The sequence below is a fragment of the Paraburkholderia silviterrae genome (assembly GCF_004353915.1).
GTDB classification, from domain to species: Bacteria; Pseudomonadota; Gammaproteobacteria; order Burkholderiales; family Burkholderiaceae; genus Paraburkholderia; species Paraburkholderia silviterrae.
In genome coordinates this window covers 389536-411621 of sequence record NZ_SMRP01000001.1, presented here as the reverse complement: position 1 = coordinate 411621, position 22086 = coordinate 389536, and the positions used below count along the sequence as shown (strand labels likewise).

The 22086-nt window shown below is 66.2% G+C and carries 18 protein-coding genes; 16 read left to right on the top strand and 2 right to left on the bottom strand.

Going from position 1 to position 22086, the window contains the following annotated elements:
- Positions 1 to 12 precede the first annotated feature (12 nt).
- The 3 genes from EYW47_RS01875 to EYW47_RS01865 all read left to right on the top strand — a co-directional run bounded on the left by EYW47_RS01875 (position 13) and on the right by EYW47_RS01865 (position 2533).
- Positions 13 to 681 (top strand): hypothetical protein, encoded by a 669-nt coding sequence (locus tag EYW47_RS01875; RefSeq protein WP_133193184.1) that lies wholly within the window; start codon positions 13 to 15, stop codon positions 679 to 681.
- A 239-nt stretch (positions 682 to 920) separates the two neighbouring features.
- Positions 921 to 1676 carry an SDR family NAD(P)-dependent oxidoreductase gene (locus tag EYW47_RS01870; RefSeq protein WP_133193183.1) on the top strand — a complete coding sequence of 252 codons (756 nt, stop codon included), beginning with the start codon at positions 921 to 923 and terminating at the stop codon, positions 1674 to 1676.
- 80 nt (positions 1677 to 1756) lie between these two features.
- Entirely contained in the window at positions 1757 to 2533 is a 777-nt protein-coding gene (locus tag EYW47_RS01865) for a glucose 1-dehydrogenase (RefSeq protein ID WP_133193182.1), read from the top strand.
- Positions 2534 to 2599: 66 nt separating this feature from the next.
- Here the strand turns inward: EYW47_RS01865 and EYW47_RS01860 are convergent, their stop codons facing one another.
- Both EYW47_RS01860 and EYW47_RS01855 read right to left on the bottom strand, forming a co-directional pair.
- On the bottom strand, positions 2600 to 3487 hold the full coding sequence (locus EYW47_RS01860) for a PP2C family protein-serine/threonine phosphatase (RefSeq protein ID WP_133193181.1): 888 nt from the start codon (positions 3485 to 3487) through the stop codon (positions 2600 to 2602).
- 34 nt (positions 3488 to 3521) lie between these two features.
- Positions 3522 to 4289: a hypothetical protein gene (locus tag EYW47_RS01855; RefSeq protein ID WP_240763521.1), complete on the bottom strand. Its 768-nt coding sequence runs from the start codon at positions 4287 to 4289 to the stop codon at positions 3522 to 3524.
- 888 nt (positions 4290 to 5177) lie between these two features.
- Here EYW47_RS01855 and tssA point away from each other — a divergent pair.
- The 13 genes from tssA (at position 5178) to tssK (ending at position 22085) form a co-directional block, all read left to right on the top strand.
- The gene (gene tssA / locus EYW47_RS01850) at positions 5178 to 6242 is read left to right on the top strand and encodes a type VI secretion system protein TssA (RefSeq protein WP_133193180.1); all 1065 of its coding nucleotides are present in this window, start codon (positions 5178 to 5180) and stop codon (positions 6240 to 6242) included.
- Between the two features lie 103 nt (positions 6243 to 6345).
- Positions 6346 to 6846 carry a type VI secretion system contractile sheath small subunit gene (gene tssB / locus EYW47_RS01845; RefSeq protein WP_133193179.1) on the top strand — a complete coding sequence of 167 codons (501 nt, stop codon included), beginning with the start codon at positions 6346 to 6348 and terminating at the stop codon, positions 6844 to 6846.
- Positions 6847 to 6894: 48 nt separating this feature from the next.
- Entirely contained in the window at positions 6895 to 8394 is a 1500-nt protein-coding gene (tssC, locus tag EYW47_RS01840; RefSeq protein ID WP_133193178.1) for a type VI secretion system contractile sheath large subunit, read from the top strand.
- Positions 8395 to 8472: 78 nt separating this feature from the next.
- Positions 8473 to 8961, top strand: a complete 489-nt coding sequence (locus tag EYW47_RS01835) for an Hcp family type VI secretion system effector (protein WP_133193177.1) — start codon at positions 8473 to 8475, stop codon at positions 8959 to 8961.
- Positions 8962 to 9074: 113 nt separating this feature from the next.
- On the top strand, positions 9075 to 9926 hold the full coding sequence (locus tag EYW47_RS01830) for a type VI secretion system accessory protein TagJ (protein ID WP_133193176.1): 852 nt from the start codon (positions 9075 to 9077) through the stop codon (positions 9924 to 9926).
- Positions 9919 to 10431 (top strand): type VI secretion system baseplate subunit TssE, encoded by a 513-nt coding sequence (gene tssE / locus EYW47_RS01825; RefSeq protein ID WP_133193175.1) that lies wholly within the window; start codon positions 9919 to 9921, stop codon positions 10429 to 10431. Before EYW47_RS01830 ends, tssE begins: the two co-directional genes overlap by 8 nt.
- Before the next feature lie 27 nt (positions 10432 to 10458).
- A complete protein-coding gene (tssF, locus tag EYW47_RS01820; protein ID WP_133193174.1) occupies positions 10459 to 12336 on the top strand; it encodes a type VI secretion system baseplate subunit TssF in 1878 nt (625 codons plus the stop codon).
- Positions 12321 to 13496 carry a type VI secretion system baseplate subunit TssG gene (gene tssG, locus EYW47_RS01815; RefSeq protein WP_133193173.1) on the top strand — a complete coding sequence of 392 codons (1176 nt, stop codon included), beginning with the start codon at positions 12321 to 12323 and terminating at the stop codon, positions 13494 to 13496. Before tssF ends, tssG begins: the two co-directional genes overlap by 16 nt.
- A 4-nt stretch (positions 13497 to 13500) precedes the next feature.
- Positions 13501 to 16245 (top strand): type VI secretion system ATPase TssH, encoded by a 2745-nt coding sequence (gene tssH, locus EYW47_RS01810; protein WP_133193172.1) that lies wholly within the window; start codon positions 13501 to 13503, stop codon positions 16243 to 16245.
- 67 nt (positions 16246 to 16312) lie between these two features.
- A complete protein-coding gene (locus EYW47_RS01805) occupies positions 16313 to 16702 on the top strand; it encodes a DUF4280 domain-containing protein (protein ID WP_133193171.1) in 390 nt (129 codons plus the stop codon).
- 1 nt (position 16703) lies between these two features.
- On the top strand, positions 16704 to 18701 hold the full coding sequence (locus EYW47_RS01800; RefSeq protein ID WP_133193170.1) for a type VI secretion system Vgr family protein: 1998 nt from the start codon (positions 16704 to 16706) through the stop codon (positions 18699 to 18701).
- A gap of 48 nt (positions 18702 to 18749) precedes the next feature.
- Positions 18750 to 20702 (top strand): type VI secretion system-associated FHA domain protein TagH, encoded by a 1953-nt coding sequence (gene tagH / locus EYW47_RS01795; RefSeq protein ID WP_240763492.1) that lies wholly within the window; start codon positions 18750 to 18752, stop codon positions 20700 to 20702.
- A gap of 48 nt (positions 20703 to 20750) precedes the next feature.
- Positions 20751 to 22085: a type VI secretion system baseplate subunit TssK gene (gene tssK, locus EYW47_RS01790; protein ID WP_133193169.1), complete on the top strand. Its 1335-nt coding sequence runs from the start codon at positions 20751 to 20753 to the stop codon at positions 22083 to 22085.
- Position 22086 lies beyond the last annotated feature (1 nt).

Below are 22086 nucleotides of genomic sequence, written 5' to 3'. Positions count from 1 at the left end.
CCGGGAACGATCATGGTTCTGAAACTGGATAGCCGGCTAAAAGCGCAATTCGAACATGACGCCTGGCAGCGAGATGAAGTCAGCGACACTGACATTCACTATTCGCGGCTGTCGGGAATGGCGCCCTGCGATGTTGATGTGTTGTGCGACTTCACCCGCGAAGAGGCCCTCTTGCTGGTTATCCGTTGTCCAAAGAGGCCGGCGCGATATTTTCAAGGCAAAGCTGAGCCCAAGCCACTTCATATAAAGGACAAATCGGATCCGTCGACCGGGATTGTCACGACTGCAACCGGCGCCCAGTATGTCTCCGATTACGATCTGATGTGCGTTTGGCGCTTTCTGGGTGGCCGGGACTATGAAAAAGTATTCTTCAGCGCGCCCGATCAACGCCTTCCGAAGATCCTGACGCCGGAAGCGCAGTCTTTGCTGGACAAGGTGCAATGGCGATTGCAGGCGGAGTTTCAGCATGGTGCACAAGACGATTATCTTTCGCCAAAGAATCCCGGCGTACAGATGAAAACGGAGCTGGGGCATCTGATCGATCGCTTTATGGTGTTCAATATTGGCAATCCGGAATATGTATGCAATGGTGCGGAACTCAAGCAGGTTTATGACTCGCTTCTTGGGAAAAGTGCCTGGCCATATGACGAAGGCGGCCGTCATCACGCCGCTCGCACTTGAACTGCCACGACGCCCCGCGGCGTGATCCATTGCCACGGTCATCGCAAGCGTAACTTCCACCGCCCAGCTGAGCACAGCGCGAATCCGGCGCATCGTCCAAGTGGACGATGGACCGGCGCGAACGCGCCTGTACCGTAGTGGTCAGTAATCCGGCGTGGTGTGCATCCGACGTAATCGCACCAGCGAGGCGTCGCACCGGCACATCTTCGCACCGGCAAATCACCGAATACAGACTATCTATGGCACTGCTAAGCAATAAGGTCGCACTGGTCACCGGCGCGGGCCAGGGCGTGGGTCAAGGCGTGGCATTGGCCCTCGCCGCCGAGGGCGCAGCGGTCGCCGTAGTCGGCCGCACGCTGGACAAGTTGCTCGCCACTTGCGAAACGATACGCCAGCGCGGCGGCGTGGCCGAACCGTTCCTGTGCGACGTAATGGACGGCGCACAGATCACACACTGCGTGGAGGCGGTAGTGGCACGCTTCGGCGGCGTGCAGATTCTCGTCAACAATGCGCAGGTCGTGCCGCTCGGCCGGCTGCTCGACGTGACCGACGAAGCCTTCGTGGCGGGCTTCGACTCGGGGCCGCTTGCGACCTTGCGCATGATGCGCGCGTGCCATCCGCATTTGAAAGGCGACGGCGTGATCGTGAATTTCGCGTCGTCCGCGGCGGTGCGCTGGGACGCCTCGGGCTATGGCGCTTATGCGGCGACCAAGGAGGCGATCCGGTCACTGACGCGCGCGGCCGCGTGCGAATGGGGTTCGGAGGGGATCCGTGTGAATGCGGTCGCGCCGCATGCGTTGTCGCCGGGCCTGCAAGGCTGGGTGGACGAGCATCCGCAGGAGGCCGCCGCATTCTTCAAGACGATTCCGCTTGGGCGAGTGGGCGACTGCGAGCGCGACATCGGCCGCGCGATCGTGTGGCTGGCGAGCGCGGATGCCGGCTATCTGACCGGTGCGACGCTGCCGCTCGACGGCGGCCAGGCTTATTGGGGTTGAAGGCGTGCGCCCGTTGTGGGCGCGCTTGGGAAAACGACAGGTGGCGCAACGCGCCATGCAATTGAAGAGGATAGCGAAACATGGCTCGACTGGCTGGAAAAACCGCAATCGTGACGGGGGGCGCTCGCGGCATGGGCGCGGCGACCTGCCGTCTGTTCGTCGAAGAGGGCGCGCGCGTCGTGATCGCCGACGTGCTCGAAGCGGAGGGCCAGGCGCTGGCCCGCGAGCTGGGTGACGCCGCGCGCTTCGTGCGCCTCGACGTGACGGACGAAGCAGATTGGGCGCACGTGGCGGCATTCACGACCGAGGTGTTCGGCCGGATCGACGTGCTGGTGAACAACGCCGCCATCTTGATGTTCGGCGGCGTGACGGAGTTGACGAAGCAGGACTTCGAGCGTGTCCTGTCGATCAACCTGGTGGGCACGTTCACCGGCATCCGCACGATCGCGCCGCTGATGAAGGCGCAAGGTTCCGGCTCGATCGTGAACATCTCGTCGGTGGACGGGCTGCGCGGCGTCAACGCGCTCGCCCCCTATGTGGCGAGCAAATGGGGCGTGCGAGGGCTCACCAAGGTTGCTGCGCTCGAACTCGGTCATCAGGGCGTGCGCGTCAATTCGGTCCATCCGGGCGGCGTGAACACGGTCATGTCGAATCCGACGGGCGCGCCGCTCGACGAGATCAACAAGCATTACGCGAACGTGCCGCTGCAGCGTGTCGGGCTGCCGGAAGAAGTTGCGCGCGCAACGCTTTTCCTCGCCAGCGACGAAGCCTCGTACTGCAATGGCGCAGAGCTTGCGGTGGATGGCGGCATGACCGCCGGTGCGTATTATCCCGGCTTGCCCGGCGCGCCCTTCTGAGCGTTAGCCGATCTTCGAGCGTGCCGTGCGCTGAGCACGGCAGGTCGCTCGTTACCCAAGGGGTGATCAGCTTCTATTCGATGGTTTATTATCGGCGCCCCTCACAGGGCGCATGACGGTCGCTTCATCGTCCGCAGTCCTTATTTCCTGCCTGTTCGTGGCTTGTGCGGCCGGCACGTCCCGCGCCGCCTTGCCATCCTCATCGTCGCCCACCCAAACCGCGCTCGCACTGAAGTTGTCGTTGCCGGCTCTCGCGTGAGCGCGGACATGCGCGGCCAGCGCCTCCAGCCACGCACGCGGGCTCCCGGACTGCGCGAGCGCCGCGAGCATGGTGGCTTCCTCGACGTATTCCCAGAAGCCGTCGGTGCAGATCAGGAACGCGTCGCGCCCGCATAGCCCGAACGTGCCGGGCTGCGCCGCGATGCTCAGTCCTTCGAGCGTGCCGAGCGCCGAGAACAGCACGTTGCGGCGCGGATGATGGCGCGCCGCTTCGGCGGTGATGAGCCGCGCGTCCACCATGTCCTGCACCATGCTGTGGTCGCGCGTTTGCACAACGATCTTGCCCGCGCGGAAGCAATAGAGCCGCGTGTCGCCACAATGCGCCCAGGCGGCGGTGCGCCGCTCGCGGTCGATGGCCAGCAGCGTCGCGGTCGAGCGCATGTCCCGCAACGCGGGGCCGCCGTGCGACTGCTCCTCGACGATGTTGTCGTTCGCATGGGCGAGCGCACTGGCGAGGCGCTCGCCCGTGGGCGGCAGTTCGGCCAGCGTGAGATAGCGCAGATCGGCGAGCACGGTGTCGACCACGATGGCCGAGGCCGTGTCGCCGCCGCCGTGACCGCCCGCGCCGTCGGCGACCACGCAGTAGAAGAGCCGCTCGCTCGACCAGTCGCCGAGCGAGTCCTCGTTGCGCTGCCGCCCGCCCTGATCGGTCAGGCTTGCGAAGGCCAGTTGCACGCGCGCTCCTGTCCTGTTGCGGGCTTCCCCGTGCTCACTCGTGAATCTCGTGGCCGCTGTCGTGCGTGCACTGTAGCGCGCTCGCGACGCGTGAGCCGCGCTCATGCTGCACACGAGCCGCCCCATGCGCCAGCTGGGATTGCTCGGCGAGGATGCCGAGCACGGCGAGCAGCGCGATACGGTTCTCCACGGCGATTTCGATGCCGAGCGTTTCTTCGATCCAGTGGCCGATGCCGGTGCGGGCGAAGTCGGCGGGCATCGCGCCACGGCGCACGGTGACGCCCAGCTTGCGCGCGCGATGGTGATAGGAGGCAATGCCATAGCGCGCGGCGATTTGCGCGAGCCCGCCTTTCTCGGCGGAAAGCCAGCCGAGCGTGCCGGCGAGCAGCAGCCGTGCGGCTTCGTCGAGGCCGGCGATGAAGCGCGTGGCGGACGCGCGCACGCTGTCTTCATCGAGCCCGTGCTGGAACAGCGCGGCGCCCACCGGGTCGGGGTGCGTCGCGCAGTGCTGGTCGAGCTCCGCGAGCACGTCGCTCTCGTCGATCGAGACGTTGCGCCGATGGCTCGCGCTGCGCAGGCAGTCGATCAGGTAGCGGCGGAAATAGCTGCACACCGCGTGGCTATTCGAGGGGGCGCTATGCGCGGGAAAACTCATTAATTCGGCGGCCGGTGTTTCGAGGCGAAAGACTTTGGAGAAGAGGAACTGCGAGATGAGCTCTTCCTTGTCTTCGGCCAGCGCCTGGAGCTCGAACGGGTGATAGCCCGTGAGCGCGCGCCGCACGATGGTGTAAAGCGAAGCCATTTCGGCGCGGTTCAGGGCAGTGCGCCGTTGCCAGAGATCGGGCAGCGTGCATGGACTCTCCGGGCCTTCTACGAGCGCTGCGCTTTCGATGTTCGACACGTTTTCCCCTCGCATCGCGTGTTGAGCTGGCTTCGCATGACGCTCGTGCGTCCTGGATGGATCGTTTGATTGGCCGCACAGCTTTCACGTCGAGTCTATTAGCTGGTCGAGCGTCTGACAAGCTTGAAAAAAGTGGCAATTATGTGTTTTAGAACGTCTTACTTTTTGTAAATAAAAATGCTAAAAGACATGTTCCAGGGTTTACGTGGCATTTATTGATAGACGTGGCTAGAAGTGGGTAAATCGCCATGCGCGTTAGCGAACATGACACGCCCGGGAAAACGATCGTTCGGTCGGCGAAGTTAGCGAACTTCGGGCGACATTGCCGGGCGCGAACACGTCTGATGATTCACTCTGCTAGTCACGCAGCATGATGGTTAACCACTAAGAAACAAGGGCTAAACGGTGTCGAGTGGGAGCGATTCCACTGCGGGGCGGCGCCTGCGGATTGCGCGCTCAGCGAGGCAGGGCAAGGCTGAGCGCGCAGGTGCGCCGTTTGCATGAATAACGGAACAAATACTTAATCGTCAGTAAATTAAATGCGTGGCGAATTTATGAAAATTCGGGTACGTTGCTTGCACCCCAGGGCACTTTTATTTTGCACTTGTCGTGCTATTCTGATAGCGACTCGTTAAGCTGCACGAGCGCCCTTGCTTACGAATTTGCGTCGGTTGGATCAAGCAATATCAGAAACAGGCTTAGTTCGGCGCCACAAAACTGCTATCCGCCTTAATGCGCTTGCCTGGGCGACACCCAGAACATAACTGATTCCACACGGACCACTGGACCATGGCCATGCTAGATGCCGGGGCGCTGCTCGCGGAGGTTTCGTCCGCGCTGCCTTGCGGGGAAGACGTCGAATACGACCCGGCGTTTCTCGAGCTCGAGCGCGTCGTGCATGGCAAACCCGACGTGCAGTACGGCAATACCGTGGTGGAGGCGGTGCCGCCCGACTGGAAGGAGGCGCAGGCGCTCGCGCTTTCTCTATTAGAGAAGAGCCGCGATCTGCGCGTGAGCGCGCATCTCGCGCGCGCGCTGCTCAATCGGGCGGGCTTCGGCGGCTTTGCCGAAGGGCTCGACCTGATCGCCTCCATGCTCGAACAGCGCTGGGCGCATCTGTATCCGCAGCTCGATCCCGACGACGACAACGATCCCACCGCGCGCGTGAACGCGCTCGCGAGCCTCGTTGATGCCGCCACTACACTGGCCGAGGTGCGCGAAGCGCCACTCGCCATCTCGCGGGCTCACGGCGAAGTCACCTTGCGCGACGTCGAATACGCGAGCGGCGAGATTGCCGTGCCCGCAGGCGTGAGCGCGCCTTCGCTCAGCTCGATCGACCTCGCGGTGGGCGACGCGGGCGAGAGCGCGCGCGAGTCGCTCGCTGCCTTGCAGCGAGCGGTAGAGGCCGCGATGCGCATCGAGACAGTGCTCATGACCCACGTTGGCGCCGCGCGTGCGATCGACCTCGATCCGCTCACGCGGCTGTTGCGCCACGCGGCGGCATTTCTTGGCGAGCGCGTGGCCGATGAAGCGGCGCAGCCCGCACCCGCGGCCGAAGCGGCTGCAGAGGTTGAGGGCGCCGCGCCCGATACGGCTGCGGTGGCAGGTGCCTCGCCTGGCGCCGCCGCGCCGGCCCGGCCGCCAGGCGAGATCACGACGCGCGAGGACGTGCAGCGCGCTATCGACCGAATCTGCAAGTATTACGAAACATATGAGCCGGGGAGCCCGGTGCCGATGCTGCTCAAGCGGGCGCGGCGGCTCGTCGACAAGAGCTTCATGGAGATCCTGGAGGATCTCGCGCCCGATGGACTCGCGCAGGCGCGCCACATCGGCGGCGTCCAGAACGAGGAGTGACAGGGCCTGTTATTAGCGTGAACAGGCCCTTGCAGGGTTCAGCAACGCCGCCACACGTCGCGCCCGAGTGCGCGCCGCCGCGGCATCGACGAGGGGAAAGGCCGTGGCTAAAGAGAGCAGCCAGAAGTTCATCGCGCGCAACCGGGCGCCGCGCGTGCAGATCGAATATGACGTAGAGGTGTACGGCTCGGAGAAGAAGATCAACCTGCCGTTCGTGATGGGCGTGATGGCCGATCTGTCCGGTCAGCCCGCCGAGCCGCTCGCAGCGGTCGCCGACCGCAAGTTCCTCGAGATCGACGTCGACAACTTCGACGAGCGCCTGAAGTCGATGAAGCCGCGCGTGGCCGTGCAGGTGCCCAACATGCTCACGGGCGAGGGCAATCTCGCGGTGGAGATGACCTTCGAGAGCATGGACGACTTTTCGCCGGCCGCCGTCGCGCGCAAGGTGGATTCGCTCGCGAAGCTGCTGGAGGCGCGCGGTCAGTTGCAGAACCTGTTGACCTATATGGACGGCAAGACCGGCGCCGAAGACCTGATTCAGAAGCTCTTGAGTGATCCCGCATTGCTGCAGGCCCTGGCCTCGGCGCCCAAGCCGCAGGAATAACCGTCGCGTTCGTCTATCCGTTAATCGTCTATCGAGGGGGAGTCTGACATGGCCGAACCCAGCACTCAACAGCAGGAAGCCCAGCAGGGCGGTGCCACACTGGAAGCGAGCGAATTCGCTAGCCTGCTGGAAAAGGAATTCAAGCCGCGCAGCGACAAAGCGAAGGAGGCCGTCGAGACGGCCGTGCGCACGCTGGCCGAGCAGGCCTTGCGCGACACCAACGTGGTGTCGGGCGACGTGCTCGCGACCATCGAGTCGCTGATCGCACAGATCGACCAGAAGCTCACCGACCAGGTGAACCTGATCATTCATTCCGAGTCGTTTCAGAAGGTGGAGAGCGCGTGGCGCGGGCTGCACTATCTGGTGAACAACACCGAGACCGACGAGACGCTCAAGATCCGCGTGATGAACATCTCGAAGAACGAGCTGAACAAGACGCTCAAGAAATACAAGGGCACCGCATGGGATCAGAGCCCGATCTTCAAGCGGCTCTATGAAGAGGAGTACGGCCAGTTCGGCGGCGAACCCTACGGTGCGCTGGTGGCCGACTATTACTTCGACAACAGCGGCCCGGACGTCGACCTGCTCACGCAGATCGCCAAGGTGGCTGCCGCCGCGCACGCGCCCTTCATCGCGGCCGCGGATCCGTCGGTCATGCTGATGGATTCGTGGCAGGAGCTCGCCAATCCGCGCGACCTCACGAAGATCTTCCAGACGCCCGAGCATGCCGCCTGGCGCTCGCTGCGCGAATCGGAAGACTCGCGCTACATCGGCCTTGCCATGCCGCGCTTCCTCGCGCGCGCGCCGTATGGCGCGAAGACCAACCCGGTGGACGAATTCGCCTTCGAGGAGGACACCGCGGGCGCTGACAGCAAGAAGTATACGTGGGCCAACGCGGCCTACGCCATGGCGACCAACATCAACCGCTCGTTCAAGCAATACGGCTGGTGCTCGCGCATTCGCGGCATCGAGTCGGGCGGCGCGGTCGAGAACCTGCCGGTGCATTCGTTCCCCACCGACGACGGCGGCGTGGACATGAAGTGCCCAACCGAGATCGCCATCAGCGACCGGCGCGAGGCGGAGCTGGCGAAGAACGGCTTCATGCCGCTCGTGCACAAGAAGAACTCCGACTTCGCGGCGTTCATCGGCGCGCAGTCGCTGCACAAGCCCGCCGAATACGAAGATCCCGACGCGACCGCGAACGCGAATCTCGCGGCGCGCCTGCCGTATCTGTTCGCGTGCAGCCGCTTTGCGCACTACCTCAAGTGCATCGTGCGCGACAAGATCGGCAGCTTCAAGGAGAAAGACGACATGCAGCGCTGGCTGCAGAACTGGATTCTGCAATACGTGGACGGCGACCCCGCGCATTCGAGCGAGGAAACGAAGTCGCGTCGCCCGCTTGCTGCAGCCGAAGTCGTGATCGAGGAAGTCGAGGGCAATCCGGGCTATTACACGTCCAAGTTCTTCCTGCGTCCGCATTACCAGCTCGAGGGCCTTACGGTTTCGTTGCGGCTGGTGTCCAAGTTGCCGTCCGCCAAGGCGGCATAACCTGAGTTAATGCAAAACCCGCGCGAACCGGCGCGTATCAACGCGAACTGACGCGAACCTTCAAAGTGGAGAACAGACATGGCCGTTGATATTTTCATCAAGATCGGCGACGTGAAGGGCGAGTCGCAGGACAAGACGCACAAGGAAGAAATCGATGTGCTGGCGTGGAGCTGGGGCATGTCGCAAAGCGGCACCATGCACATGGGCACGGGCGGCGGCGCGGGCAAGGTGAACGTGCAGGATCTGTCCTTCACCAAGTACGTGGACAAATCCTCGCCGGTGCTGATGGGCGCGTGCGCGAAGGGCAGCCACTACGACACCGCGATACTCACGGTGCGCAAGGCAGGCGGCGACAATCCGCTCGAGTACTTCAAGATCACGTTCTCGGGCGTGCTGATTTCGTCGATCAGCGAAGGCGGCTCGGGCGGCGAGGATCGCTTCACGGAGAACATCTCGATCAACTTCGAGAAGTACCACGTGGAATACCAGCCGCAAAGCGCCAAGGGCGAGAAGGAAGGCGGCGTGGTCGAGACCAAGTGGGACATTGCGAAGAACGTGCCGGAGTAAGCGCTCAGAAGCGGTCTGCCAGACACGGCGGCGTGCGCGTGAGGGGAATGCGCCGCCGCCGGGCCTATTCAACCCGATCGACGCCCATGCTGGCTTGACGGAGCAAATCGACAATGACAGCAGAAGAGAGCTTGCGCGCCGGCGACCTCGACGCGTGCCTGAAGCAATTGCAGAACCAGGTGCGAGCAGACCCGGCCAACGCGTCGTACCGCGTGTTCCTGTTTCAGCTGCTTGCCGTGCAGGGGGCGTGGGAGCGCGCGCTCACGCAGCTCAACGTGGTGGGCGATCTCGACGCCGCGGCGCTGCCGATGGTGCAGCTCTATCGCGACGCGCTCCAGTGCGAGGCGCTGCGCGAGGACGTCTTCACGGGGCGGCGCGCGCCGCTTGTTTTCGGCGAGCCGACCGCCTGGCTCGCACTCCTGATCGAAGCGCTGCGCCTCGACGGCGCGGGCGACTTCAAGGCGGCGGCTGCATGCCGCGCCAATGCGCTGGAGACGGCGCAGCCCACGGCGGGCACGCTCAACGGCGAGCCGTTCGCGTGGATTGCCGATGCCGACACGCGTCTGGGTCCCACGCTCGAAGTGATCCTCAACGGCCGTTATTACTGGGTGCCGTTCGAGCGCATCCACCGCATCGAGCTCGAAGCGCCGGACGACTTGCGCGATCGCGTGTGGATGCCGGCTGTCTTTACGTGGGCCAACGAGGGCCAGGCGGCGGGGCTCATTCCGGTGCGCTATCCCGGCACGCTGGCCGCCAACGCGCAGAGCGGCCAAACCGACAACGCGCTGGCGCTTGCGCGCGCGACCGAGTGGGTCGAGGCGGGCGACGGCGAATTCGACGAGGCGCGCCCGCTTGGGCAGCGCATGTTCACGACCGACGAAAACGACTACGCGCTCTTCGATGTGCGCACGCTCGTGCTCGATGCCGAGGCGCCCGCGGGCGGCGGTGCGCAAGACCATGGCTGAGCCGACGGGCCGCGACCGGCTGCAGCCCGCACTGCTCGACCGGCTGACCGATTTCGAGCCCGGCACCAAGGTAGAGAGCCGCGAGCGCCGCGTGCTCTCGATGCGCGCGCTGCGCCAGGGCGTGCAGCGCGATCTCGCGTGGCTGCTCAACGCAAGCGGGCTGGGCACCGTTCAGGACCTGTCGGCATGGCCGCTCGTCGAGCGCTCGGTGATCAACTTCGGCTTCCCCGATATTGCGGGCAAGACGGCATCGGGCATGAACCTCGCGCGCCTCGAGCGGCAGATCCGCGACGTGATCGTGGCGTTCGAGCCGCGCATCCTGCGCGATACGGTGAAGGTGACGGCGGTGTTGCAGGAGGAAACGACGGGGCATCACAACACGGTCGTGTTCACGATCGAAGGGGACTTGTGGGCGCAGCCGTATCCGGAGCGGCTCTACTTTCGCACCGAGCTCGACCTCGAAGGCGGCGAAGTGCGCGTGATCGACCAGGGCGCGGCGCGCTAGAGACGAGCTAGAGACAAACAAGCGACGATGAATCCCGACCTGATCCGCTACTACAACCAGGAGCTCGCGCATCTGCGCGAGATGGGCAGCGAATTCGCCCGCGAGTTTCCGAAGGTGGCGGGGCGCCTCGGCCTCGAAGGGCTCGATTGCGCCGACCCCTACGTCGAGCGCCTGCTCGAAGGCTTCAGCTTTCTCGCGGCGCGTGTGCAGTTGAAGATCGACGCCGAGTTTCCGCGCTTCACGCAGCATCTCGCGGAGCTCGTCTATCCGCACTACCTCGCACCCACGCCCTCCATGGCGATCGTGCATATGCAGCCCGATCTCGCGCATCCCGCGCTTGCGGCCGGCGTGAGCGTGCCGCGCGGCAGCGCGCTGCACGCCGTGCTCGACAAGAACGGCTCGACGCGCTGCGAATACCGCACGGCGCACGCGCTCACGCTCTGGCCCGTGGAGATTGCGGAGGCGCGGTTTTTCACGCATACCGGCGCGCTGGGCGGCGCGGACATGGCGCTGCCGCCAGGGGTGAAGGCCGGCGTGCGTCTGCGCCTGCGCACGACGGGCGGCGTGAAGTTCAGCCAGCTCGCGCTCGACACGCTCACGCTCTACCTGCGCGGTGCGGACTCGCTGCCCGCGCGGCTATACGAACGCCTGCTCGCCTCGTGCGTGGGCGTGGCGGTGCTGCCGGTCGCGCGGCCCGCGCCGTGGCACCGGCTGTTGCCCAAGAGCGCCGTCAAGCCCGTCGGCTTCGACGACGATGAAGCGCTCCTGCCCGTGAGCCGCCAGTCGTTTCAGGGCTTCCGCCTGTTGCAGGAATATTTCGCGTTCGCGCAGCGCTTTCTCTTCGTCGCCATCGATGGCTTGCAGGGCGCGCTGCGCGCTTGCGCCGAAAACGAGGTGGAAGTGATCGTGCTGCTCGACCGCGCGGACCCGCTGCTCGAACAGACGCTCGATGCCAGCCACTTCGCGCTCCATTGCACGCCCGCAATCAATCTGTTCGCGCGCCGCGCCGACCGCATCGCGTTCGACCCCGCGCAATTCGAGTATCAGGTGATTGCGGACCGCACGCGGCCGCTCGACTTCGAGATCTACCGCATCGAGGAAGTGACGGGCTATGGCGCGGGCTCGAACGAGGAGCAGCGCTTCGAGCCGTTCTATCACGCGCGCGATCTCTCCGCGGGCGAGCAGGCGAGCGCGTACTACCAGGTGCGCCGCGAGCGGCGGCTGCAATCCTCGCGCGCGCGCGAGCGCGGCCAGCGCACGAGCTACCTGGGCAGCGAAACGTTCATCGCACTCGTCGATGCGGCCAACGCGCCGTATCGCGCCGACCTGCGGCAGCTCGGCCTCAAGGTGCTCTGCACCAACCGCGACTTGCCGCTCACGCTTTCGACGGGCACCGGCGGGTCGGATTTCACGCTGGGCGTGGAAGCGCCCGTAGAGAGCGTGCGCTGCGTGAGCGGGCCGAGCCGGCCCTTGCCGTCGTTCGCGCACGGCGCGGTGGCCTGGCGGCTCCTGAGCCATCTTTCGTTGAACTACAGTTCGCTGATCGACTCCGACGCGGCCACGGGCGCGCGGGCGCTGCGCGATTTGCTGAGCCTCTATTGCCCGGTGGACGATCCCGCGGCGCAGCGCCAGATAGAAGGCGTGCGCTCGGTCGAGGCAAAGTCCGTCACGCGGCGGCTGCCCGTGCCAGGGCCGATCGTGTTCGGGCGCGGCCAGCAGGTGAGCGTGACGTTCGACGAGACGGCCTTCGAAGGCTCCGGTGCGTTCGTGCTGGGTGCCGTGCTGGCGCGATATTTTTCACTCTACGTCTCGTTGAATTCCTTCACCGAGACCGTGGTGCGCACGACGGCGCGCGGCGAGATCATGCGCTGGCCAGCGAGGGCGGGACAATGCTGGACCATCTGACCGTGCTGCGGCTGCTCGAAGACGAGGCTTACCGCTTCGACTTCTTCCAGGCGGTGCGCCTGATCGAAAACGCGTGGCCCGAGCGGCCGCGCGTGGGCGAGTCGCTGCGCCCGCGCGACGACGCCGTGCGCTTCACGCAGCGCCCCGAGCTCGTGTTCCATCCCACGACACTGGCTGCCTTTTCGCAGCACGGCGCGGGCATGGCGCCGCGCCTCGCGGTGAACTTCTTCGGCCTGCTCGGGCCGCATGGCGCGCTGCCCACGCATCTGACCGAATATATCCGCGACCGCGAGCGCAATGCCGACGACCCCACGTTCGCGCGCTTTCTCGACTTGTTCCAGCACCGCATGGTGAGCCTGTTCTACCGGGCCTGGGCCAACGCGCAGCCCGCGGTGAGCCTGGAGCGGCCTGGGCGCGACCGCTTCGCGATGTACGTGGGCGCGACCTTCGGCATGGGCGAGGCGGCGCTGCGCGAGCGTGATGCCGTGCCCGATTTCGCGAAGCTGCATTTCGCGGGGCTGCTGGGTGCGCCCACCCGTTCGGCCTCGGGGCTCGCGCTCATCCTCACGCGCTTCTTCCGGCTGCCCGTGTCGATCGAGCAGTGGGTGGGTCACTGGATGCCGCTGCCGGCCGAGTCGCGCACGCGCATGGGCGCGCGCGACGGCTCCTCGGCGCTTGGCGTCTCCACGCTGCTGGGCGCGCGCGTATGGGATTGCCAGCACAAGTTCCGCGTCGTGATCGGGCCGCTGTCGCTCGCCGACTACGAACGCTTCCTGCCCGGCGGCGAAAGCCTCAAGCGGCTCGTCGACTGGGTGCGCAACTACGTGCGCGACGGGCTCGACTGGGATGTGAACCTGCAACTGCGCGAGGCCGAGGTGCCGCGCCTGAAGCTCGGAGCGCACGCGCGTCTGGGGCTCACGAGCTGGATGCTGAGCGGCGCTGCGCAAGGCGACCAGCGCCAGTTGAAGCTCAATCCCGCGAGCGGCGCCGCTTCGCACACGCAGCACGGCGCGGCCGCCGAAGGGGCGCACGAGGGGACCGCAGCAAGGCCGCAAGAAGGAACGCAAGCACACATGCAGGCACCGACGCAGGAGCCGGCACGAGACAACGCGCAACGCGCGGTAGAACACGCAGCGCTCGACATTCACCCGGGAGAATGAAGACATGGCCGAAATCAAGCGTGCAGCGCTCTTTGGCAAGCTCAACCAGCTAGGCTTTCGCGCGCTCGAAAGCGCGAACATGTTTTGCCGTCTGCGCGGCAACCCCTATATCGAACTGGTGCACTGGTTCCATCAGATCCTGCAGCTGCAGGACTCGGACCTGCACCGGCTCGTGCGCCACTACGGGATCGATCCGGCGCGGCTCGCGGGCGATCTCACCGCAGCGCTCGACCGGCTGCCGCGCGGCGCTTCGTCGGTCACGGACATCTCTTCCCAGGTGGAGGAGGCTGTCGAGCGCGGCTGGGTGTTTGGCTCGCTGATGTTCGGCGAGTCGCAGGTGCGCACCGGCCATCTGATCGTCGGACTCCTGAAGACGCCCTCGCTGCGCAATACGCTCTATGGCATCTCGCGGCAATTCGAGTCGATCAAGCTCGATGCGCTGTGCGAAGAGTTCGACCGCCTGCTGCGTGATTCGCCCGAAGCGGCGATGGCCGCGAGCGACGGCTTCAAGGCGAACGCGGGCACCGGTGCCGAGGGCGATGCCACAGGCATGCCGCCCGCTGCGATGGGCAAGCAGGAGGCGCTGCGCCGCTTCACCACCGATCTCACCGAGCAGGCACGTAGTGGCAAGCTCGATCCCATCGTGGGCCGCGACGAGGAAATCCGCCAGGTGGTGGACATTCTCATGCGGCGGCGCCAGAACAACCCCATCCTCACCGGCGAGGCTGGCGTGGGCAAGACGGCGGTGGTGGAGGGCTTCGCACAGCGCATCGTGGCGGGCGACGTGCCGCCGTCGCTGCGCGACGTCGAGCTGCGCACGCTCGACGTGGGCCTCCTGCAGGCCGGCGCGAGTATGAAGGGCGAATTCGAGAACCGGCTGCGCCAGGTGATCGAGGAAGTTCAGGCCTCCGAAAAGCCGGTGATTCTCTTTATCGACGAAGCCCATACGCTGGTGGGCGCGGGCGGCGCGGCGGGCACCGGCGACGCCGCCAACCTGCTCAAGCCCGCGCTCGCGCGCGGCACGCTGCGCACCGTGGCGGCCACGACCTGGGCTGAGTACAAGAAGCATATCGAGAAGGACCCCGCGCTCACGCGGCGCTTCCAGGTGGTGCAGGTGGGCGAGCCGGACGAAGAGAAGGCCATCCGCATGATGCGCGGCGTCGCCTCGACGATGGAGCAGCACCACAAGGTGCAGGTGCTCGACGAGGCGCTCGAGGCGGCGGTGCGGCTTTCGCACCGCTACATACCGGCGCGCCAGCTGCCCGACAAGTCCGTGAGCCTGCTCGACACGGCGTGCGCGCGCGTGGCCGTGAGCCAGCACGCCACGCCGCCTTCGGTGGACGACGCGCGCAAGCGTATCGCCTCGCTCGAAACGGAGATGGAGATCATCGGGCGCGAGAAGGCGGTGGGCATCGAGACGCGCGAGCGCGAAGCGTCGGCCAGCGAAAAGCTCGCGGTGGAGCGCGAACGCCTCGCGCAACTCGAAGCGCGTTGGGAGACCGAGAAGGGGCTGGTCGAGCGCATCCTCGCGTTGCGCGCCCAACTGCGCGAGCGCACGGGCAAGGTGGAAGGCGGCGCGCTTGCATCGGGCGAGGGGGCCGCGCCCGCCGGCAATGACACGAATGCCGCGAATGGTGCGAATGGCGCGGCGCCGGTCGATGCCGAGGCGCTGCGCGCCGAGCTGCGCGAATTGCAGGCGCAACTCGCGAGCCATCAGGGCGAGGAGCCGCTGATCCTGCCCACCGTGGACCGCCAGGCCGTGGCCTCGGTCGTGCAGGACTGGACCGGCATTCCGGTAGGCCGCATGGTGCGCAACGAGATCGAGAACGTCCTGAAGCTCGCCGAGAATCTGAACAAGCGCATCATCGGCCAGGGCCACGCAACCGAGATGATCGCGCGGCGCATCCAGACTTCGCGCGCGGGCCTCGACAATCCGAACAAGCCGATTGGCGTGTTCATGCTCGCGGGCACCTCGGGCGTGGGCAAGACCGAGACGGCGCTCGCGCTCGCCGAAGTGCTTTACGGCGGCGAGCAGAACGTCATCACGATCAACATGAGCGAGTACCAGGAGGCGCACACGGTGTCCTCGCTCAAGGGCGCGCCGCCGGGTTACGTGGGCTACGGCGAGGGCGGCGTGCTCACCGAGGCCGTGCGGCGGCGCCCCTATAGCGTGGTGCTGCTCGACGAGGTGGAGAAGGCGCACCCCGACGTGCACGAGATCTTCTTCCAGGTGTTCGACAAGGGCTGGATGGAGGACGGCGAGGGCCGCGTGATCGACTTCAAGAACACGCTGATCCTGCTCACGACCAACGCGGGCACCGACCTCATCACGAATCTTTGCAAGGACCCCGAACTGATGCCCGATCCGGAGGGCATCGCGAAGGCGCTGCGCGAGCCCTTGCTCAAGGTATTTCCGCCCGCGCTGCTCGGGCGCGTGGTGACGATCCCGTATTACCCGCTCTCCGACGAGATGCTGGGCGCGATCATCCGCCTGCAGCTCTCGCGCATCGAGAAGCGGCTGCGCGTCTCGCACAAGGTGCCGTTCCTCTACGACGACGAGGTGGTCAAGCTGATCGCGAGCCGCTGCACGGAGCTGGAGAGCGGCGGGCGCATGATCGATGCGATTCTGACCAACACGTTGTTGCCGCGCGTCTCCACGGAATTCCTCACGCGCATGATGAACGGCGGCAGCGTGACGAAGGTGCAAGTGGGCGCGCGCGACGGCGAGTTCGTCTATACGTTTGATTGAGCGTTCGATCGAGCGTTCGACTGGGCAGCGCGCGCAAGAGTGCAAAAGAGAACAGGGGAGAAAGACCATGCCACAACAGGTCAGCATGGGAGCCACGCTGCAATGCTCGTTCGGCGCCGCGCCGTCGAGCCTCGTGGTGCTGCCCGTCAATCAGGTGATGGGAGAGGGGCCGCCGGCCGCCAACATCATGGACCACGTGCCCATGGTCAACATCATGCCGTTCGGCGTGTGCTCTTCGCTGGCCAATCCGCAGGTGGCCGCGGCCACGGCAGCCGCCATGGGCGCGCTCACGCCCATGCCGTGCATTCCCGCAACCCTCACGCCGTGGACCCCGGGCGCGCCGACCGTGCTGCTCGGCAATCAGCCCTCGCTCGACAACGTCTCGAAGTGCATGTGCAACTGGGGCGGCGTGGTGTCGATCGTGAACCCGGCCACCGTCAACACGATGATTCCCTGACATGACCTCGCAAGATACGAACCGCCACGTGACGGTCAGTTGCAAGGGAACCCAGGCGAGCCTGCTGTTCCTGCGCATGACCGGCAGCGACGAACTGGGCCGCCTGAGCGAGTACCGCGTGGACCTGCTGTGCGAGCAGAACAGCGTCACGCCCGCGCAGGTGCTCGGCCAGGACCTGTCGATCGCGCTCTCGCTGCCCGCGGGCGGCGAGCGGCAGTTCAACGGCATCGTGACGGTGTTTCGCATGACCTCGCCCGGCAACCAGCAGTACGGCAGCATGGCGTGCTATCAGGCCATCGTGCGGCCGAGCCTGTGGCTGCTCACGCGTGGCTCGCATTGCCGCTTCTTCTACGAGAAGACGGTGCCCGAGATCGTCATGAGCGTGCTCAACGACTACAACGTGGACGTGACGAACCGATGCACCGCGACGTATCCGAAGCGCGAGCACTGCGCACAGTACCGCGAGACCGATTTCGACTTCGTGAGCCGGCTCATGGAGCACGAGGGCATCTACTATTACTTCGAGCACTCGCGGGGCCGCCAGACCATGGTGCTGGCCGATGCCGGCGACGTGCACGCCCCCATCCCGGATTACAAGAGTGTGCCCTACCGCGACCGCGACGCGGCTGCGCGCGAGGGCATGGAATGCGTCTACGAGTGGTGTGCGGGTGGCGAGCTGCAGACCGGCCACTACGAGACGAACGACTACGACTTCGAGAAGCCATCGTCGAGCCTGCAGGGCGGCCTGCGTTCGCGCGCCACGCGCACGCAGACTTACGACGCGCCTAGCTACACGATGCAGGAGCATCTCACGGGGCACACCGCGCCCGCCGACGGCGACCGCTACGCGCGCGTGGGCGTGGAGATCCGCCAGGCGCGCAACGACAGCATCGAAGGCCGCAGCACGATGCGCGGCATCTGGCCGGGCGGCTTGCTGCAGATGAGCGAGCATCCCGTGGATGACTGGAATGAAGGTTATCTGGTGGTGAGCGCGTCGTACGAGATCAATTCGGATGCCTATGTGTCCAATCGCGCGGCATCGGCACAGAGCGCGCTGCCGTTCTTCGACTGCGAATTCACGGCGCTGCGCCATGACAACCAGTTCCGCGCGCAGCGGCTCACGCCGCGCGCGGTGGTGGGCGGCTTGCAGACGGCGGTGGTGGTGGGCGACGGCAGCTCGGAGATCTTTACCGACGAATACGGCCGCATCAAGGTCCAGTTCCACTGGGAACAGCTTTACGCAAACGCGGATACACAGGTCACGGACCGCTGCTGGGCGCGCGTCTCGCAGGGCTGGGCGGGCAAGACCTGGGGCATGTTCTTCTTGCCGCGCGTGGGGCAGGAGGTGATCGTCGAATTCATCGAAGGCGACCCCGACCATCCGCTTGTCACGGGCAGTGTCTACAACGCGAGCCTGATGCCGCCGTACAAGCTGCCGGCCAATTCGGCCTTTGCCACGATCAAGAGCAACTCCACGCCCAATGCGTCGGGCAACAACGAGGTGCGCTTTCTCGACAAGGCAGGCGGCGAGCAATTGTTCTTTCATGCGCAAAAGGATCACGAAACCTGGGTGATCAACGATACGTTGATGAACGTCGGCAACGACCGTCACCTGAAGGTCACGGCCAACGAGTATATGCAGGTGAGCGGCGACCGGCACGATCACGTGAGCGGCGCGCAGAACGCCAAGGTCGACGGCACGGCCTCGCTCACGGTCGGGCAGAAGCTGCAGGAGAAAGTGGGCACGGACTATGCCATCGACGCGGGCCAGAACATTCATATCAAGGCGGGCATGAACGTGGTGATCGAGGCGGGCGTGAGCATCACCCTGAAGGCGGGCGGCGCATTCGTGGTGATCGGGCCGAGCTCGGTCGCGGTCACGGGCATGCCGATCCAGCTCAATTCGGGGGGCTCCGCCGGCTCGGGAGACGGTTCGTCGCCCACCGCGCCCACCGACCCCAAGGACGCCGACGATGGCACGAAAAAAGTCGAGTCGTGAGTTGATTTGCAATCCTGATGGAATGACGGGGGAGACCTGGGTACCGCGATGCAACTGACCAATCCGATCCTCACGCTGCGCGTGGCGAAGTACAACGACGAGCCGCTCGCCGAACCAATCGCCGTGCGCTTCGGGCCGGACGGCGGCACGATCGGCCGCGCCACGACCTGCACGCTCGTGCTGCCCGACCAGCAGCGCGCGATCTCGCGCGTGCATGCGCGCGTGGAATGCCGTGGCGGCGAGTATCTGCTGTGCGACCTCGGCGCCAATCCGAGCGTGCTGAACCAGCGCGCGCTGGGCGGCACGCGCGAGGCGCGGCTCGCGCATGGCGATCAGTTGATGATCGGCGCGTATTTGCTGGAGGTGGCGCTGGGCGAGGGCGCGGCGCAGGACGAGGCCCGACCCTTCGGGCACGATCCGCTCGCGGGCGTGCAGGTGCTGCGGGGCGCGCCTGAGGCCGAGGACCTCACGCTGCCCGAGAATCCGCTGGTGAACCCGTTTGCGCCGGGCGGCTTCGGCGAGGCGCGCGGCACGGGTGCTGGCGGGTCAGGCGCCGGCGGGCTGGATGCGCTCGGCGCGGCGTGCCTTGGCGCCGGCGAGCGCATGCTCGCGCGGCCCGGCTATGCGGGATCGGAAAGCGACCACGTCTCGCCCGAGTTGCAGGCGCTCACGCCGCCTGCGCTCACGCCTGCGGCGTCGTCCGCCGCGCTGTCCGGAGCCGGTGGCATTCCTGCCGATTACGATCCATTGGCCGACGCTCTGGCACAGTGGGAGTCGGGCGGCAGCGCGGCGCACGCGCCGGTGTCGACGCCCGGCGTAGCGACGCCCGGCGTGGCGACGCCCGGCGCCTTTTCCCCTCATGTGGCGCCTGCGATGACGCCGGTGCCGCCGCTAGCGCAGCCGCCGATGCCAGCTTCGTCGCCGCCGGCTTTTGCCGCCATGCCTGGAGCGGCCGATCCGCTCGGCCTGGGCGCAAGCGGGCCGACGGGTTTGCCCGCGAGCTTGTTGGGCGATGCAGCACCGCATGGTGCAACGCCTTTCGACGATCTCTTTGCGCCGGCCGGGGCGGCGTCGCCAGCGTCATACGCGCCGCCGGCGCAGGCCGCTGCCGAGTCCCAGGAGCCACCGCGCCAGTTGCTGCCCTCCGTGACGCAAATCTTTGCGCCCGCCGCGCCATCGCAGCCTGAGTTGCCGCTTCCCGTGCAAACGAAGGCCGAAGACGCGCCGGTGCCGCCGCGACAGGCCACGCCCAGCGCTTCGCCCGCACCCACGCCAGCACCCGTTGCGGCACCCGCCGCGCCTGCGCCGCAACAGACCGCACGCGCGGCAACGCCCGCGCCAGGGTCAACCGAGGAGCAGGCCGTGCTCGCCGCGCTGCTCGAAGGCCTGGGACTCGACGCCGGGCGTGCGCCGAACCTGCCCGCCGCGGACCTCGCGCGGCTCGTCGGCGCGATGCTGCGCGATTCGCTGCGCGGGACCATGGCGGTATTGCGCTCGCGCTCGATGACCAAGCGCGAGGCGCGGCTCGACACCACGCTGATCGTCGAGCGCGATAACAACCCGCTCAAGTTCTTCCCCGACGTGGACAGCGCGCTCGCGCAAATGCTCACCGGCCGCGCGCACGGCTACCTGCCGCCCGCCGAGGCGGTCGCGCGCGCGTTCGTCGACATCGAATCGCACGAGCTGGCGGTGCTGGTGGGGATGCGCGCGGCGCTCGCGCACGTGCTCGCGCGTTTCGACCCGGCCACGCTCGAGGCCCAGTTGAGCGAGCAGGGCGTGCTCGACCGCGTGCTCTCGAACCGCAAGGCGAAGCTCTGGGACCGTTTCGTCGAGTTGCGCGAAGGCATCGCGCGCGAAGCGGAGGACGATTTCCAGAAGCTCTTCGGCAAGGCCTTCAACGAGGCCTACGAAGCGCAGGTGGACGCCATGCAACGCGCGCGCGCAACGAGCAGAACGGCAGGCGAGGACGCGCAGGTGAAACCGAAAACGGGGCCCGCCTGACCTGAGCGCTTGCGCTCGCCTCCTCATACATACGACGACGAGAACAACGTGTCCTGGAACAGCAAAGTCATCTGGTCGGAAGGCATGTTTCTGCAGCCGCATCATATGCAGCAACATGACCGCTATTTGCAGGCGCAGCTCGAGACGCGCGCGGGCGGCCTGCGCCCCTATGCCTGGGGCTTCGCCTCGCTCGAGATCGACGAGCAATTGCTCAAGCTCGGCAAGCTCGCGCTGCTCTCGTGCGCGGGCGTCTTTCCCGACGGCACGCCGTTCAACCTGCCCGGAGACGACGAACTGCCCGAGCCGCTCGACATTCCCGAGGGCACGCGCAGCATGCTCGTCACGCTCGCGCTGCCGGTGCGCCGCCCCGGCGTGCCGGAAACGGGCAATGAGGATAGCGAAGAGAATTTCGCACGCCATCGCCGCGCCGACGCCGAAGTGCCCGACAGCAACGACCCGAACGCGAGCGCGGCGCTCGTGGAAATCGGCAAGCTGCGCGTGCGCCTCGCGCTGGAGCCCGACGTGGCGAACGCGTTCGCCACGCTCGGCGTGGCGCGCGTGATCGAGCGGCAGCCCGACAACCGCGTCGTGCTCGAAGCCGACTACAGCCCGCCATGCCTCGACTATCGCGTGGCGCCGCGCTTGCGCGCCTTCGCCGACGACCTCGTGGGCCTCCTGCACCAGCGCGGCGAGGCGCTGGCCGCGCGGCTCGTGCAGCCGGGCGTGACGGGCGTGGCCGAAGTCTCCGACTTCCTGCTGCTCGAGCTGATCAACCGCGCGGAACCGCTCGCGGCGCATTTCGCCACGATGACCGGGCTGCATCCCGAGGCGCTCTATCGCATGGTGGTGCAGCTCGCGGGCGAGCTGGCCACGTTCAGCCAGAAGAACAAGCGCCCCAACGCGTATCCGGTCTACCGGCACGACCGCTTGCGCGAGACCTTCGCGCCCGTGATCGACGACTTGCGCGCGGCGCTCAGCATGGTCATGGACCCGCATGCGGTGCCCATTCCGCTCGAAGAGCGCAAGTTCGGCCTGCGCGTCGCGCTGGTGCCCGACAAGAACCTGTTCGCCTCGGCCAACTTCGTGCTGGCGGTGCGCGCGCAGATGCCAGCCGAAGCCATCCTCACCGGCTTCGCGCCACAAGTGAAGATCGGGCCGATCGAGCGCATCCGCGACCTCGTGAATCTGCAACTGCCGGGTATCGGCTTGCGGGCGCTGCCCGTGGCGCCGCGCCAGTTGCCGTTCCATGCGGGATTCACGTATTTCGAGCTCGACCGGGGCAACGAACTGTGGAAGCAGTTTGCGGCTTCGGCGGGCATGGCGTTGCACGTCGCGGGTGAGTTTCCCGGCCTCGCGATGGAATTCTGGGCGATCCGCCGATAAG

Bases quoted from the DNA above. Each gene is read 5' to 3' on its own strand.
- tssH (WP_133193172.1), top strand. From the start codon at position 13,501: ATGGCCGAAATCAAGCGTGCAGCGCTCTTTGGCAAGCTCAACCAGCTA.
- tssE (WP_133193175.1), top strand. From the start codon at position 9,919: ATGGCTGAGCCGACGGGCCGCGACCGGCTGCAGCCCGCACTGCTCGAC.
- tssG (WP_133193173.1), top strand. From the start codon at position 12,321: ATGCTGGACCATCTGACCGTGCTGCGGCTGCTCGAAGACGAGGCTTAC.
- tssA (WP_133193180.1), top strand. From the start codon at position 5,178: ATGGCCATGCTAGATGCCGGGGCGCTGCTCGCGGAGGTTTCGTCCGCG.
- EYW47_RS01855 (WP_240763521.1), bottom strand. From the start codon at position 4,289: ATGGCTTCGCTTTACACCATCGTGCGGCGCGCGCTCACGGGCTATCAC.
- EYW47_RS01875 (WP_133193184.1), top strand. From the start codon at position 13: ATGGTTCTGAAACTGGATAGCCGGCTAAAAGCGCAATTCGAACATGAC.
- EYW47_RS01800 (WP_133193170.1), top strand. From the start codon at position 16,704: ATGACCTCGCAAGATACGAACCGCCACGTGACGGTCAGTTGCAAGGGA.
- EYW47_RS01830 (WP_133193176.1), top strand. From the start codon at position 9,075: ATGACAGCAGAAGAGAGCTTGCGCGCCGGCGACCTCGACGCGTGCCTG.
- EYW47_RS01865 (WP_133193182.1), top strand. From the start codon at position 1,757: ATGGCTCGACTGGCTGGAAAAACCGCAATCGTGACGGGGGGCGCTCGC.
- EYW47_RS01870 (WP_133193183.1), top strand. From the start codon at position 921: ATGGCACTGCTAAGCAATAAGGTCGCACTGGTCACCGGCGCGGGCCAG.
- tagH (WP_240763492.1), top strand. From the start codon at position 18,750: ATGCAACTGACCAATCCGATCCTCACGCTGCGCGTGGCGAAGTACAAC.
- tssC (WP_133193178.1), top strand. From the start codon at position 6,895: ATGGCCGAACCCAGCACTCAACAGCAGGAAGCCCAGCAGGGCGGTGCC.
- EYW47_RS01835 (WP_133193177.1), top strand. From the start codon at position 8,473: ATGGCCGTTGATATTTTCATCAAGATCGGCGACGTGAAGGGCGAGTCG.
- EYW47_RS01805 (WP_133193171.1), top strand. From the start codon at position 16,313: ATGCCACAACAGGTCAGCATGGGAGCCACGCTGCAATGCTCGTTCGGC.
- tssF (WP_133193174.1), top strand. From the start codon at position 10,459: ATGAATCCCGACCTGATCCGCTACTACAACCAGGAGCTCGCGCATCTG.